Below are 12,721 nucleotides of genomic sequence, written 5' to 3' on the forward strand. Positions count from 1 at the left end.
TTGTCTCAAGGCCTGGCCTTTCCCGCAACCGGCGATCCCGGACGCGGGCAGGCCGGGCGTTCAGCGAAAACCATCATGACCCTCAACACCCAGGCGATCCGCCCTGCGCCGGACCGGTTCTCCATGCTGTTCCCATCGGTCTGGCGACGGCTCGACGAGCGCATTCCGCTGCCGGCCGTGGAACTGCGCGCACCGAAGAAGGCAACGGCGCCCGCGCTCGATCTGCAGGCCCACCTGGCGGCGCACTACGCGGTGTTGCACCAGCGCCTGGAACGGCAGCTCGGGTGTTCGGACCTGGCGAGCGAATGCCTGCACGATGCGTGGCTGCGCCTGGGCGAGCGCCGATCGCAGGAGACGCCGGCCAACCCCGAGGCCTACATCTACCGCGTGGCCTGCAACCTCGCGATGGACAGCCTGCGCGCGCGCAAGCGCTGGATCGGCGTGAACGACGAGGGGGCGGACGTCGACGTGATCGCCGACGGGCAGCCCGGCCCCGAGCTGATCGCCGAGGCGCGCTCGGAGGTGGCGGCGGTCGACCGCGCCATGCAGCGCCTGCCGCGCCGCCACCAGTCGGTGCTGCTGGCACTGCGCTGGCACGAGATGTCGCGCCAGGAGGTGGCAAGGCGCCATGGCGTGTCGGTGCGCAAGGTGGACACCGCGCTGCGGCAGGCGCTGGGCGTGCTGCGTTGATGATCGATCAGGGAGCGGCTTACCGGATGCGAGACCTCTGCGCGAGCTGCTGTCGCGCATCCTGTTGCACAGTCATTCAGGAAGTGGAGGGAGTCAGATGATGAAGTGGATGTCGCCCATGCGGGTCACCATGCAGGAGCTGGACGCCAAGCTCTCGAAGATCGTGGAGCGGGCGCGCGAGGAGCCGGTGGCGGTCAACCGCTACGGCTCGCCATGGGTGTGGATCGTGAGCCACCAGGCCTGGGTGCAGGCCGACAACCTGCGCGCGCTGGTGCCGCAGAGCCACCCCCTCGTGCCGCTGCACGACCTGGTGGAAGACGCGCTGCGCTACGAGCGCGACCTGCTGGCCGACCTGGAGCGGCAGCACGGCAGCACCATCGGTGCGGCGAGGCTCTTCAAGTGCCTGATGCTGCAGATCATCTATTCGCTGGAAGACAGCGAGAAGGTGCACGAGAGCCTGACCTACAACATGCTGTTCCGATGGTTCGTGGGTTTCGAGAAGTTCGCCGACGAGCTGCCCGCGCGCGCGGCATTCACGCGCGAGCTGAATGCCGTGGGGGCCGATGCGCGGGCGGTGCGCGTCATCACGCGGTGCCTGTCGCACACCTTTTTGCCGGAGTCCGGCGACGGCGATTTCCGGGTCAACCGCGGGCTGCTGCACGCGCTGTCGGCCTGGGCGTCGGCGCCGTCCACCACGCCGGGCGCCAGGCCGCACGAAGCGGTGCGGTAGATGCCGGCCCGTCGGTGCGGCTCGCGGGCGTCAGCGCGCAGCGCCGGCCGGCGTGGCCCTGGCGATGCCCGGCGTCGCGGGCTGCGGGATCGCCGGCGCGGCGATGCGCTCGGCGGTGCCGGCCTTGTCGATCACCACCGCATCGGCCTCGATGGCCTTCAGCGTGACCGAACGGGCCAGCGTTTCTCCGACCTGGTAAGGCCTTGCAGGTGCGTCGTTGACGGCCAGCACGACCACGCCCTGGTCCGCGCTCTTGATGAGCCCCTTGACCGCGATGTTCGCGCGCAGCTCGCCGGGGCCGAACCACGTGGCGAGCACGTCGGCCGCCGCGTCTGCCTGCGTGGCTTGCACCCGCGCGACGGGGGCGGGCGGGGCGGGCTTGTAGAGCACGCGGGCCCATGTCGCAACGCCCGCGACCACCAGCAGCAGGCCCACCGCATGGACGATGTATTTGGCGGAGGGATGGGTTGCGATGGTCATGGTGCGCATGGCGGTCATGGTTTTCCTTGGCGGTCGTTGGGCTTCGTGCCTGTCGTGTCTATCACGGTGGTGTTGGCTTTTCGTGTCAACGTTTTCATGGGCGCTTGCATGGGCGCTTGCATGGGCGCTTTCACGGGGGCATCACACAGGCCGCCTAGCATGGGCTGTGGCCCCGCGAATCCCCCGGGCGCCGCCACATGAAGGTGCGCATGCCACAGGGAACCCCGACGAAAGCCGGCCAACGCGGCTTCTCGCTGATCGAGCTGATGGTCGTGATGGTCATTGTCGGCATCGCGACCGCGGCGATCAGCCTGAGCATCGCGCCCGACCCCGCGAAAGACCTGCGGCGCGATGCGCACGAGCTGGTGTTGCACCTGGCCGTCGCGCAGAACGAGGTGCGCATCGACGGCCGCGTGATCGCATGGCAGGCCGATGGCGAGGGCTACAGCTTTGCGCGCGGAACCTGGTACGCCGCACCCGGCAGCGCGATCCCGGTGGTGTCGACGGCGGGCCTGCTCGACAACTTTGCGCGCGACGACGAACTGCGCCCCCGGCAGTGGCGCGTGGCGCCGGTGCAGGTCACGCCCGCGCAGCCGGTGCTGCTCACGTCGGAGCCCATCGGCGCGAGCTGGCGGATGGAACTGCGCCATGGCGACGCCACGGTCGTGGTGCAGCGCAACGCGGCGGGCGGCTACGAGGTGCACTAGCAAGCATTGCCCCTCATGCGCATGCCGTTCTCATCATCGACGCCATCCCGTGGCTCGCGCGGCTTCACGCTGATCGAGGTGCTGATGGCACTGACCATCGTCAGCATCGCGCTCGCGGCCATCGTGCGTGCGTCGAGCCTGACCATCACCAACCTCGGGTTGCTGCAGCAGCAATCGCTCGCGATGCTGTCCGCTGAGAACCTGCTGGCGGAGCTGAAGATCGGCCAGGGCCCGAACACGCCGGGCGTGATTCGCAGTCCGTGCCCGCAAGGCGGCGTACGGCTGGTCTGCCGGCTCGAGCTGAGTCCGGCCGTCGACGGCATGCGCGCCGCGGCGGTCGACGTGTACCTGGCGGAAGAGGGCGGCAACCGGCTGGCTTCGCTGCGCACCCGCCTGCAGGAGACCCGCTAGATGCAGCGGCGACGGCAAGCGGGTTTCACGCTCATCGAAGTCATGATCGCCATCACGCTGATGGCGGTGGTGAGCCTGATGGCATGGCGCGGCCTGGACAGCGTGTCGCGCGCCCACGGCATGCTCGAAGAACGCACGGAAGACATCGCCCGCCTCATGCGTGCGCTCGACCAGCTCGAGCGCGACGTGGCCCTGCGCGCGACCACCGAGCTGCCGCAGCCCACCGCAGCCGAACTGCTGCCGCCGGCGTTGCTGGTGCGCAGGCAGAACGACCTGCCGTTCTTCCTGGAGATCGTCCGCGCGGCACCGGCCGCGCCGGGCCAATGGCAGCGCGTGCAGTGGTGGCGGCGCGGCGATGCGCTGTACCGCGCCACGGGGCCGGCGTCGGCCTCGTTCCCCTTGTCGGCGCCGGATGCGACCGCGCGCGTGGCGGTGCTGGATGCGGTGTCCGTCTTCCAGCTTCGGGCCTGGGAACCCGGCCAGGGATGGCGCAACCTGCCGGGCGTGGCACCCGCGCGCACAACCGCGACCGGGCTCGAACTGGAGCTGGGCATCAAGAACCGCGGCGACGGCGTCGTCCAGACCTTTCGCCGGGTTTTCGTGCTCGACTGAGCGGGCGGTGACAGAGGTCACGAAGCGTGGCTATAGTCAGGGTTCCATGCAAAAACGTATAGCGGTGATCTTCGTCTCCCGGCGAAATTCATTGCGCAGCATCCTCGCCGAAGCATGCCTTGCGCACCTGGACCCGACGCGGTTCTCGGCCCATTCCTGCGGTCAGCCCGGACAACTTGCCAGTGAGATCCACCCCGCGGCCATCGGCGCCCTGAAGAGCGCGAGCATGCCCGTGCCGGACAGGCCGCCGCGCAGCTGGGACGACTTTGCGCGCTCCAACTCGCCCGTGGCCGATTTCGTCATCACGCTCGATGCCGCCTGCCAGCCGCTGGAGCCGTCATGGCCCGGCCAGCCCGATGCCGCGCTGTGGGCCTACCCCGATGTGGCGGCAGGAAAGGACGTTGAAGAAACGGCCCACGCCGCGATCCAGCTGCTGTTCTCACTGCGCCGCCGGCTGGAACTGCTGGTCAGCCTGCCGATGCAAGGGGCCGACAGGGCGGCGGTCCGCTCGGACGTGCGGGATCTCGGGTACATGCGCTAGGTCGGTGCGCAAGGGGCGCCAGTCAGTCGCCCCACTTTTGCGCGTAGACCCGATGGAGCTTGCGCCATGGCTCGCCTCCGAACGCGCCATCGCTTTGGTGCGTGATCGAAATCGGCCATGTCCCCAATCGCAGCCCTTGCTGGCGCGCGGTCCTGCAGAAGTCGATGTCGTAGAAGTGAAAGTCGAAGCGTGGATCGAATTGCACGGCTTTCGCCAGCAGCGTTTGCCGGTTGGCTGCCAGAAAAACGCCATCCAGCAGTTCGCAGTCGGCCGGAACCGACCCAAAGCAGTCGATGTGGCCGAAGGGCTGCAGCCCGTGGGCAATGATTCCCGAGAGATTCGACAGATCGTCCCAGGTCAGGTCGGTGTCGATGTAGTTCCAGCTCACATGCCGCTTCGGCAGGCGCCGATTGCCCGCCAGGCCGATGACGTCGTAGGCGCGCAATCCGTCCGAGATGCGATCGGCCAAGAAGAAGTCTTCCAGCCACACGTCGTCATGCACGAAGACGAGCATGCCGTTGGCGTCGGCCGCGTTGATCGCGCTGTTGAACACGTCGGAGAGACCCCGTCGATTCTCGAAGCTCACGCGTGGCCTCAAGCGACGATCGAATTCGAGCCGGCGCAGCGATTGCCCCAAAGCGGAGTCGGCCCAAAACGCGGATTCGGACAATCTTGTCGCGCTGACGATATCGATCATTGTTCTGTGGGGCGCGCAGCCGCGCCTGGAAAATGCATCAGAGAACTACCGGGGGAGCAGTTGGCTGTTCAGCCCCAGGGCGATTGCGACGGAACGGCGCGAGCAGCGCTTCAAGCAAGCGAGCAAAGCGTGAGCCGAAGACAAGGCGCAGGGGGCCGCGGCAGTATTGCATACGCCATGAGCGGGCCGAGACGACATCGGGGCACTGGGACATGGCGCGCGCATCCACACGATCCAACCGCTGGCACACAATGCGGGCCATGCCCAAGAGATCACTTTTTCCGGCCCACATGTGGGTGCTTGTCGTGGTGTATTTCATCGCCAGCCTGGCGCACTTTGCCCACAACGCCGAGTTCATTGCCTTCTATCCGAACATGCCCGCCTGGTTGACGCGGGAGCAGGTGTATCTCGCCTGGCTGGCCATCACCTGCCTGGGCGTTGCGGGCCTGTTTGTCGCACGGCTCGGTCTTCATGCGCTGGGCGTTCTGCTGGTCGGCGCGTATGGGGCCTTCGGTCTCGACGGGCTTGCGCACTACACGCTGGCCCTTTGCTCCGAGCACACGCTTGCGACGAATCTCACCATCTGGGCTGAAGCTGCCAGTGGGCTTGTGCTGATGGTCGCTTCGGCGCTCTTGCTTGCGCGTCGTATCGGTTACCGGAGGCGTTTCCGGTAAGCCGTGGATGGTTGAGGCGTGAGGCTGCGCCAAATTCAGCAGCAGAACCCAAAGCGATCTGTCATCGCACGGATCGCAGCGCGCATCACACCGCCTCGACGATCGCGTCGATCGCCACCCTGAGCCTCGGCAGCATCACCGGCGCCGTGAGCCACAGCGCATGGATCGGCAGATGTCCCGCGATCCGGCCGTCCAGCAAGGTGCGCAGACGGCCCGCGGCAAGGTCGTCGGCCACCAGCCAACGCGGCAGCAGGCCGATGCCATGGCCGGCACGCACGGCGGCCAGCGTGAGCATGCTGCTGTCGGTGCGCAGCCGCGAGGGCGGCGACCAGCTCTCGATGCGGCCTTCGTCATCGATCCATTGCCAGGGCACCGGCTGGCCGCGATGCGCGGTCGCGATCAATGCATGCGCACCAAGCGCGTCCCTCGTGGCCGGCTCGCCGTGCTGCTCGACATAGCCGGTCGAGGCGCACATCACCAGTTCCTGCATGCCGAGCCGTCGCGCCGTGAGGCCCGTCACGTCGGGCAGCTCGCCGATGCGCACGGCCAGGTCGATGCCGCGCGCGAGCAGGTCGACGCGCTCGATGTCCAGCGAGATATCGAAGGCCAGCGCCGGATAGCGTTCGCCGAGCCCGTACAGCACCGGCGCGATCACCTGTGTGCCGAAGAGCGGCGGCAGGCTGACGCGCAGCGTGCCGCTGGGCATCGAAGCGGCCTGCGCCAGCGAGGCCTCGACCCGGTCGATGTCGCTGGTCGCACGTTGGCAGGCCTCCTGATAGGTCTGGCCTTCGCGCGTCAGCGAAAGGCGGCGCGTGGTCCGGTCGAACAGCCGCACCTGCAGCCGCGCTTCGAGCCGCGCAATGGTCTTGGCGATGGCCGAGGGCGTCAGCGCCAGTCCATCCGCGGCCTTGGCGAAGCTGCCCGCCTGGCAGACGGCCAGGAAGACGCGGATGGGGCCGTGCGGCTCGAGGTTGGACATTCGGGCAAGGGGAGGGGAGCTGCGAGGGGAGATCGATTGCGGAACCCGGCGCACGGGTCTCGCGAAATCTTATCGTTTTACCTCTGGCGCATGGCTTCCTAGCATCGGTGCATGAGTTCAACCCCCAACGAAAGCACCTTGTGAGCACAGTCAAGACATACGCCATCATCGGCGGCACCTCGGGCATGGGATTCGCGCTGGCCCAGCAACTGGTGGCGCGCGGCGACCGCGTCCTCATCGGCGGGCGCTCGCCCGAAAAGGCCGAGGCCGCAGCACAGAAGCTCGGCCCTCTCGCCACCGCACGCACCGTGGACGCGAGAGAGCGCGCATCCATCGCCGCCTTCTTCGAGGGCAGCGGCCCGCTGGCCGGCCTGTTTACGCCCGGTTCCGTCAACCACTCGGTGTCGTTTCGCGAAGACTCGCAAGAGGCGGCCGAGGCGGTGTTCAAGGCCAAGTTCTGGGGCCAGTACTGGACCGTGCACGCGGCCTTGCCGCACCTCGCGCCGGACGCGGCGGTGGTGCTGATGTCGGGCGCGGCTTCGGTGCGGCCCATTGGCGCGCCGGCCTACGCGGCATGCAACGCGGCGGTCGAAGGGCTGGCACGCGCGCTGGCGCTGGAGCTGGCACCGATCCGCGTCAACTGCGTATCGCCCGGCACCATCGACAGCGAGCTGTGGCGCAACAAGCCGCCCGAAGTCTTCAAGGCCGTGGGCCAGATGTGGGAGAAGCTGACGCTCAACCGCCGTTTCGGCACCGTGGCCGAAGCGGCGGGCGCGGCGCTCTTCCTGCTCGACAACGGCAACATGAGCGGCTCGACGATCTACGTCGATGGCGGCTACACGCTGCGCTGAGTGGTCATGAAAAACAGATAAGCAAACTCTAAATCCGCATTTCCGGCGATGCGGTGTTGCGGGCAAAACTCGGCGGCTTCCTCGCAACTTTTTTCCTTCCGGATGCCGGGCACCAGATCGCGGACACCGCTCCCGGCGGAAGGGACCCCGACCGTGTCCGCACCTTCTTCGTCTTCCTTCACGCCTTTCCAGCGCGCCGCGCCGCTGCGCCTGGGCTTCTTCAGCCGGCTGCTTGACGATGCCACGGCCGCCGAACGCTATCGCCTCGTGGCCGCGCAGATCGCGCATGCCGAGGCCTTCGGCTTCGATTCGGCCTGGGTCGCGCAGCACCATTTCCACGAGCACGAAGGCGGCCTGCCATCGCCCTTCGTCTTCCTGGCCTACGTGGCGTCGCGCACCCGGCGCATCCGGCTGGGCACCGGCATCGTGACGCTGCCGCTGGAGAACCCGGTGCGCGTGGCCGAAGACGCGGCCGTGCTCGACCTGCTGTCCGGCGGCCGGCTCGACGTGGGCGTGGGAACGGGCGGCACGCCGGAGGCCTTTGCTGCGTTCGGGCTCGACAGCGACGACCGTCCAGCCATCTTCGCGAAGCATCTCGCGCTGGTGCGCGCGGCCTGGGCCGGGCAACCGCTGCCCGGCGGCGACACGCTGTACCCTGCAGCGCCGCAACTGCCCGGCCGCATCTGGCAGGCGACCTTTTCGGTGAGCGGCGGCACGCGCGCGGGGCAGGTGGGCGATGGGCTCATGCTTTCGCGCACGCAGCCGCGTTCGGCCGACGCACCCCACGTCACGCTGGCCGACATCCAGAACCCCATCGTCGATGCCTATCTGGCCGCGTTGCCGGCCGGCGGCACACCGCGCATCGTCGGCTCGCGCAGCGTCTTCGTGGCCGAGACCCGCAACGAGGCGCTGCGGCTGGCCGACATCGGCCTGCGCCGTGCGGCGGCCCGTTTCGCTTCGTCGGGGCAGGCAGGTCTTTTGGACCGTGTCGGCCCCGATGCCACGCTGGACGAACTGATCGCCGCCTACGACGTGCACGTCGGCACGCCCGATGACGTGATCGCCTCGCTGCGCGCCGACAGCACGCTGCAGCGCGTGACCGACCTGGTCTGCCAGGTGCATTCCATCGACCCGCCGCACGACGCGATCCTGCGCTCCATCGAACTGACCGCCACCGTGGTCGCCCCAGCGTTGGGCTGGGTGCGCGGCGCGGATGTGGCCGACCTTCAACCCACTCACACGCTCCTCAAGGCTGCATGAACGCCATGGCTTCTTCCTCTTCGCTTTCTTCTCCAGCGCCTTCCATTCCCGACGTGATCGACCGCCTTGTCGGCGTGGCGCCGGGCGACGCCATCGACCTCGTCCGCGCGCGGCGCCAGGAAGCGCGCACGCATGCGCAACAGAGCTACCTTGCGTTGTTCGCGCCCACGCCGCCCGTCTTCGGACACTTCAATCAAGCCGACAGGTTTGCCGTCGCGGCTTTCGTCGCCGGGCTGCACGGGCACGCCGATGTGGCGAACTTCTACGCCACAGGGCTGGCCGGGCAGGGCCCACGCGCCGGCTTGGCCGAAGCCATCGCCGCGGAGACAAGGCGCGGCGCCGCGCAGGGCCCCTACGGGCGCTATCCCGCCGGCCCGCTCAGTGCCGAAGACACCACCGGCCCCACGTATGCGGTGAGCGACACGCACCGCGAGGTGCTGGGCGCCCGCCTGTCCGCGGCCCTTGTCCACGCGCACCTGCTCGTCTTTCATCCGCGCGATGCGAGCCCTGCCGCCTTGCAGGCGCTGCTCGACGAAGGCTGGTCGAGCACCGAGATCGTCACGCTGTCGCAGCTCGTGGCCTTTCTCGCGTTCCAGATCCGCGTCGTCACGGGCCTCCAGTCGCTGGCCCGGCATCCTGCAACCACGGCCTGAACACCATGACCATCGAATCGACCCTGACCCAGCCCGGCAACACGCACCCGACCGCATTCACGCAGGCGCAACTCGAATGGCTGCCGTGGCTGGCACCGCTGCCCGAGGCCGAGCTGACCGAGCGGCACTATGCGGGCCTGGTGGACGCGGCGCGCGCCAAGTCGCCGTACTTCCGGCTGCTGGCGCGCGACCCCGACATCCTGGGCGCCCGCACGCGCACCGACAAGGACATCTTCTACAACCCCGAAGCCGGCCTGCCGCGCGCCGAGCGCGAGCTGTCGGCGGCGGCCGCTTCGCGCTACAACGGCTGCATCTATTGCGCGTCGGTGCATGCGCGTTTTGCCTCGCATTTCTCGCACCGCACGGAAGACGTGCAGCGCCTGCTGGACGAAGGCGTGGGTGCGGAACTGGGTGAGCGATGGAATGCGATCGTGGCGGCGTCGGTCGCGCTGTCCTCCACGCCATCGACCTTCGGAGCGGAACACATCGAGCGGCTGCGTGCCCAGGGACTGGACGACCTTGCAATTGCCGACGTGATCCACGGCGCGGCCTTCTTCAACTGGGCCAACCGCCTGATGCTGTCGCTGGGCGAGCCGCAGGAGACGGCGAAGGCATAGGCAGGTATCGGCCGGCCCGTGGCTTCACCGCAGCCACGCCGGCCGTCAGGCCTTCAGGCCGTCAAGCCGTGGCGGTGATGACTTCGTCGATGCGCGCGTCATTCGTCGCCTCGGGCCGGCTGCGGGTGCGGCTGCGCTGGCCGTCGATGGCTACGGCGGTTTCGCCATGCACCGTCACGCGCCGCACCAGCCGCGCCTGGTCGCCGTAGTCGTTGATCGCAAAGTGCTGCGTGGCCCGGTTGTCCCAGATCGCCACGTCGTCTTGCCGCCAGCTCCAGCGCACGGTGTTCTCCAGCCGGGTCACGCGGTTCTGCAGCAGCTCGAAGATGCGCGCCGACTCGGCGCTCGACAGCCCGACCAGCTTCTTCACGAAATGCCCGAGCAGCAACGCGCGCTCGCCCGACACCGGGTGCACGTGCACCACCGGATGCTCGGCCTCGTACACCGCCGAGACGAACACGTTGCGGTGATGCCGCAGCCGCTCTTCGTCGACCAGCACGCGATCGGCGCCGTAGTCGTAGTCGTTGCTGTGCACGGCCCACAGCTGGTCGGCCAGTTGCTTCAGTGGCGCGGGAAGGCGCTCGTAGGCCAGGGCGGTGTTGGCCCAGACGGTGTCGCCGCCGAAGGCCGGGATCGTTACCGCGCGCAGGATGGAGATCTTGGGAAAGGCGTCGACGAAGGTCACGTCGGTGTGCCACGAGTCGGCGCGCCCACCGCCCCTGGACGCATCGAGCTCGAACAGCTTCGTGCCGCTGGGCGAGGGCACCGTGGGGTGCGCCACGGTGCGGCCGAAGCGCCCGCCAAAGGCCTGGTGCGCGGCGTCGTCGAGATGGTCCTGCCCGCGAAAGAACAGCACCTTGTGCCTGACCAGCGCTGCGTTCAATTGCTCGATCACTTCCTGCGGCAGTTCCGCGGAAAGCTTCAGGTTCTGCACCTCGCCGCCGATGTGGCCGGCCACGCGGCGGACGTGCAGGTCGCCGAAGCGCGTGTCGATGGAAGAAGAAGGGACCTTGTTGTCGCTCATCGTGGAATCTCCTCTGTTCAGGGCCACGAATTCTGTGGCGCGACTTGCGCGCGACCAACGACCGATTCGTTGCTTCTACATGCACGAATCATCTGTGACGGGTGCGGCGGCGCACCGCCCGCGCTTCACTTGCGCGCGGTGCCGAAGCTCAGTTCGAGAAACTCGACCAGCGCCTGCATGCGTGCCGTGCGCCCCTTGCGGGTCGGCACCAGCAGCAGCACCGGCGCGCTGTCGAACTGCCAGTCGGGCAGCACACGCACCAGCGTGCCGCGCGCGATGGCGTCGGCCGCGTCCCATTCGGAGCGCAGCACCAGCCCGAGGCCTTGCTCGGCCCACTGCCGCGCCACGCCGCCGTCGTTGGTGACGTAGGCGGGCGCGATGCGCAGCGTTTCGCGCTGCGGAGCGCGCTTGCCGGTTGCAGCGTTGCCGGCCGCGCGCACGTGCCACAGCGTCACGTCTTCGTCGTTCTCGCGGATGCTGATGCAGGCATGCGCCATCACGTCGCGCGGAACATGCGGCACGCCATGCAGGCGCAGGTATTCGGGGCTGGCGCACAGCCAGCGCTCGTTGGCGCTGAGCGTGCGCGCTACCCACGACGAATCGCGCACCGCGCCGATGTGGATCACCGCGTCGGCATCGTGCCGGTCGGGCCACGGTGTTTCGCGCAGGTCGAGCTGCACGTGCAGCCCCGGATGCAGGCGGGCAAAGCGCGCGAGCATCGGCGCCACGTACTGCCGGCCGTAGCCGAAGGGCGCCGCGATGCGCAGGGTGCCGGCGAGCCGGCGGTCGTCGCGCTGCATCGATTCGCGCAGGCCCTCGATCTGCCCGAGCAGCGCGGCGGCTTCGCGCGCGAAGCGTTCACCCTCGGGCGTCAGGCTGAGTTTTCGCGAGGTACGGGTGGCGAGCGACAGGCCCAGCGCGGCTTCCAGCTTGCGCAGCCGCATCGACAGCGCGGGCGGCGTCACGTCGAGCGCACGGGCTGCAGCGCTCAGGGAAGGTTCGCGCAGCAGGGCGGCCGCCAGTTGCATGTCCTCGATCTGGATCATTCACTTGTGCTTAACGATTGATGATGGCGTATTGAAGCACGACAGGGGCTTTGAAACGTAAAGTCCGGGCTCATGCAAGCATCCACAACGCCCCCTGGCGCCACCTACCCACGCGCCGTTCTGTTCGACCTGCTGACTGCGCTGCTCGACTCCTGGACCGTCTGGAACGCCGCCGCCGGCTCCGAAGAAAAAGGCCGCACCTGGCGCGCCGAGTACCTGCGCCTGACCTATGGCTGCGGTGCCTACGTGCCCTACGAGCAACTCGTGAAAGACGCCGCCCGCAACACCGGCATGGCCGACTCGGCACCCGATGCGCTCGAAGCCCACTGGGACACGCTGCCCGTGTGGGACGGCGCGCGCGAACTGCTGCTGGCGCTCCAGCCGCATTGCAAGCTGGCCGTGGTCACCAACTGCTCGCGCCGTCTCGGCCATCGGGCGGCCGCGCGGCTCGGCATCGCGTGGGACGCGGTCGTCACTTCGGAAGAGGCCGGCTTCTACAAGCCCGACCCGCGCCCGTACCGCGCCGCGCTCGACCAGCTGGGCGTGCAGGCCGAAGACGCCGCCTTCATCGCCGGTTCGGGCTACGACATGTTCGGCACCTCGGTGGTCGGCCTGCGCACCTACTGGCACAACCGCGTGGGCCTGGCGCTGCCGCAGGGCGCGCCGTCGCCCGAGCTGCAAGGCGCCACGCTCGCACCGGCACTGCCGTGGCTGCGCACCTTCGCTTCGGCCCAGACACTCTGAACGGA

At 68.5% G+C, this 12,721-nt stretch carries 18 protein-coding genes; 12 read left to right on the top strand and 6 right to left on the bottom strand.

The window, feature by feature from the left end:
- The first annotated feature begins 75 nt into the window (after window positions 1–75).
- Both ACGLHS_RS06605 and ACGLHS_RS06610 read left to right on the top strand, forming a co-directional pair.
- Complete coding sequence (locus tag ACGLHS_RS06605; protein WP_093239754.1) at window positions 76–690, top strand: RNA polymerase sigma factor; 615 nt, start codon at window positions 76–78, stop codon at window positions 688–690.
- Window positions 691–790: 100 nt separating this feature from the next.
- On the top strand, window positions 791–1,420 hold the full coding sequence (locus ACGLHS_RS06610) for a transposase (protein ID WP_394477969.1): 630 nt from the start codon (window positions 791–793) through the stop codon (window positions 1,418–1,420).
- A 30-nt stretch (window positions 1,421–1,450) separates the two neighbouring features.
- On the opposite strand, the gene ACGLHS_RS06615 is transcribed toward ACGLHS_RS06610, so the two are convergent.
- Window positions 1,451–1,918, bottom strand: coding sequence for a type II secretion system protein N (locus ACGLHS_RS06615; protein WP_394477971.1), 468 nt, complete (start codon window positions 1,916–1,918; stop codon window positions 1,451–1,453).
- A gap of 191 nt (window positions 1,919–2,109) precedes the next feature.
- On the opposite strand from ACGLHS_RS06615, the gene ACGLHS_RS06620 reads away from it, so the two are divergent.
- The 4 genes from ACGLHS_RS06620 to ACGLHS_RS06635 are packed head-to-tail and all read left to right on the top strand — an operon-like array spanning window position 2,110 to window position 4,171.
- Entirely contained in the window at window positions 2,110–2,607 is a 498-nt protein-coding gene (locus ACGLHS_RS06620) for a prepilin-type N-terminal cleavage/methylation domain-containing protein (protein WP_394477973.1), read from the top strand.
- Between the two features lie 15 nt (window positions 2,608–2,622).
- Window positions 2,623–3,018, top strand: a complete 396-nt coding sequence (gspI, locus tag ACGLHS_RS06625; RefSeq protein WP_394477975.1) for a type II secretion system minor pseudopilin GspI — start codon at window positions 2,623–2,625, stop codon at window positions 3,016–3,018.
- Window positions 3,019–3,630, top strand: a complete 612-nt coding sequence (locus ACGLHS_RS06630) for a prepilin-type N-terminal cleavage/methylation domain-containing protein (protein ID WP_394477977.1) — start codon at window positions 3,019–3,021, stop codon at window positions 3,628–3,630.
- A gap of 7 nt (window positions 3,631–3,637) precedes the next feature.
- Entirely contained in the window at window positions 3,638–4,171 is a 534-nt protein-coding gene (locus ACGLHS_RS06635; RefSeq protein WP_394477979.1) for a low molecular weight phosphatase family protein, read from the top strand.
- A 22-nt stretch (window positions 4,172–4,193) separates the two neighbouring features.
- On the opposite strand, the gene ACGLHS_RS06640 is transcribed toward ACGLHS_RS06635, so the two are convergent.
- Window positions 4,194–4,868 carry a glycosyltransferase gene (locus ACGLHS_RS06640; RefSeq protein WP_394477981.1) on the bottom strand — a complete coding sequence of 225 codons (675 nt, stop codon included), beginning with the start codon at window positions 4,866–4,868 and terminating at the stop codon, window positions 4,194–4,196.
- 290 nt (window positions 4,869–5,158) lie between these two features.
- Between ACGLHS_RS06640 and ACGLHS_RS06645 the strand changes: the two genes are divergently transcribed.
- Window positions 5,159–5,542 (top strand): hypothetical protein, encoded by a 384-nt coding sequence (locus ACGLHS_RS06645; RefSeq protein ID WP_394477983.1) that lies wholly within the window; start codon window positions 5,159–5,161, stop codon window positions 5,540–5,542.
- An 85-nt stretch (window positions 5,543–5,627) separates the two neighbouring features.
- On the opposite strand, the gene ACGLHS_RS06650 is transcribed toward ACGLHS_RS06645, so the two are convergent.
- Entirely contained in the window at window positions 5,628–6,521 is an 894-nt protein-coding gene (locus ACGLHS_RS06650; protein ID WP_394477986.1) for a LysR family transcriptional regulator, read from the bottom strand.
- A gap of 140 nt (window positions 6,522–6,661) precedes the next feature.
- On the opposite strand from ACGLHS_RS06650, the gene ACGLHS_RS06655 reads away from it, so the two are divergent.
- Window positions 6,662–7,372 carry an SDR family oxidoreductase gene (locus tag ACGLHS_RS06655; RefSeq protein ID WP_394477988.1) on the top strand — a complete coding sequence of 237 codons (711 nt, stop codon included), beginning with the start codon at window positions 6,662–6,664 and terminating at the stop codon, window positions 7,370–7,372.
- Here ACGLHS_RS06655 and ACGLHS_RS06660 read toward each other — a convergent pair.
- Complete coding sequence (locus ACGLHS_RS06660; protein ID WP_394477990.1) at window positions 7,357–7,554, bottom strand: hypothetical protein; 198 nt, start codon at window positions 7,552–7,554, stop codon at window positions 7,357–7,359. The two genes, ACGLHS_RS06655 and ACGLHS_RS06660, sit on opposite strands and share 16 nt — an antisense overlap.
- Here ACGLHS_RS06660 and ACGLHS_RS06665 point away from each other — a divergent pair.
- Genes ACGLHS_RS06665 through ACGLHS_RS06675 form a run of 3 tightly spaced genes read left to right on the top strand, consistent with a single transcriptional unit; the run spans window position 7,526 to window position 9,902 of the window.
- Window positions 7,526–8,632, top strand: coding sequence for a putative FMN-dependent luciferase-like monooxygenase (locus ACGLHS_RS06665; RefSeq protein WP_394477993.1), 1,107 nt, complete (start codon window positions 7,526–7,528; stop codon window positions 8,630–8,632). The genes ACGLHS_RS06660 and ACGLHS_RS06665 overlap by 29 nt on opposite strands.
- Before the next feature lie 5 nt (window positions 8,633–8,637).
- Window positions 8,638–9,285, top strand: coding sequence for a CMD domain protein (locus ACGLHS_RS06670; protein WP_394477995.1), 648 nt, complete (start codon window positions 8,638–8,640; stop codon window positions 9,283–9,285).
- Between the two features lie 5 nt (window positions 9,286–9,290).
- Entirely contained in the window at window positions 9,291–9,902 is a 612-nt protein-coding gene (locus ACGLHS_RS06675) for an alkylhydroperoxidase domain protein (RefSeq protein ID WP_394477997.1), read from the top strand.
- A 61-nt stretch (window positions 9,903–9,963) separates the two neighbouring features.
- Here ACGLHS_RS06675 and ACGLHS_RS06680 read toward each other — a convergent pair whose 3' ends face one another.
- Together ACGLHS_RS06680 and ACGLHS_RS06685 are read right to left on the bottom strand one after the other, a co-directional pair.
- Window positions 9,964–10,926: a TauD/TfdA dioxygenase family protein gene (locus ACGLHS_RS06680; RefSeq protein ID WP_394477999.1), complete on the bottom strand. Its 963-nt coding sequence runs from the start codon at window positions 10,924–10,926 to the stop codon at window positions 9,964–9,966.
- 125 nt (window positions 10,927–11,051) lie between these two features.
- On the bottom strand, window positions 11,052–11,972 hold the full coding sequence (locus ACGLHS_RS06685) for a LysR family transcriptional regulator (protein ID WP_093239788.1): 921 nt from the start codon (window positions 11,970–11,972) through the stop codon (window positions 11,052–11,054).
- A 72-nt stretch (window positions 11,973–12,044) separates the two neighbouring features.
- On the opposite strand from ACGLHS_RS06685, the gene ACGLHS_RS06690 reads away from it, so the two are divergent.
- Entirely contained in the window at window positions 12,045–12,716 is a 672-nt protein-coding gene (locus ACGLHS_RS06690; RefSeq protein WP_394478002.1) for an HAD family hydrolase, read from the top strand.
- The last annotated feature ends 5 nt before the right edge of the window (window positions 12,717–12,721 follow it).

This window comes from Variovorax sp. VaC1, from assembly GCF_043658315.1.
Lineage (GTDB): Bacteria > Pseudomonadota > Gammaproteobacteria > Burkholderiales > Burkholderiaceae_C > Variovorax.

Coding starts and splice junctions, on each gene's coding strand:
- ACGLHS_RS06650 (WP_394477986.1), bottom strand. CDS start 6,521: ATGTCCAACCTCGAGCCGCACGGCCCCATCCGCGTCTTCCTGGCCGTC.
- ACGLHS_RS06685 (WP_093239788.1), bottom strand. CDS start 11,972: ATGATCCAGATCGAGGACATGCAACTGGCGGCCGCCCTGCTGCGCGAA.
- ACGLHS_RS06605 (WP_093239754.1), top strand. CDS start 76: ATGACCCTCAACACCCAGGCGATCCGCCCTGCGCCGGACCGGTTCTCC.
- ACGLHS_RS06675 (WP_394477997.1), top strand. CDS start 9,291: ATGACCATCGAATCGACCCTGACCCAGCCCGGCAACACGCACCCGACC.
- ACGLHS_RS06620 (WP_394477973.1), top strand. CDS start 2,110: ATGCCACAGGGAACCCCGACGAAAGCCGGCCAACGCGGCTTCTCGCTG.
- ACGLHS_RS06610 (WP_394477969.1), top strand. CDS start 791: ATGAAGTGGATGTCGCCCATGCGGGTCACCATGCAGGAGCTGGACGCC.
- ACGLHS_RS06640 (WP_394477981.1), bottom strand. CDS start 4,868: ATGATCGATATCGTCAGCGCGACAAGATTGTCCGAATCCGCGTTTTGG.
- ACGLHS_RS06680 (WP_394477999.1), bottom strand. CDS start 10,926: ATGAGCGACAACAAGGTCCCTTCTTCTTCCATCGACACGCGCTTCGGC.
- gspI (WP_394477975.1), top strand. CDS start 2,623: ATGCGCATGCCGTTCTCATCATCGACGCCATCCCGTGGCTCGCGCGGC.
- ACGLHS_RS06645 (WP_394477983.1), top strand. CDS start 5,159: ATGTGGGTGCTTGTCGTGGTGTATTTCATCGCCAGCCTGGCGCACTTT.
- ACGLHS_RS06690 (WP_394478002.1), top strand. CDS start 12,045: ATGCAAGCATCCACAACGCCCCCTGGCGCCACCTACCCACGCGCCGTT.
- ACGLHS_RS06670 (WP_394477995.1), top strand. CDS start 8,638: ATGGCTTCTTCCTCTTCGCTTTCTTCTCCAGCGCCTTCCATTCCCGAC.
- ACGLHS_RS06615 (WP_394477971.1), bottom strand. CDS start 1,918: ATGACCGCCATGCGCACCATGACCATCGCAACCCATCCCTCCGCCAAA.
- ACGLHS_RS06630 (WP_394477977.1), top strand. CDS start 3,019: ATGCAGCGGCGACGGCAAGCGGGTTTCACGCTCATCGAAGTCATGATC.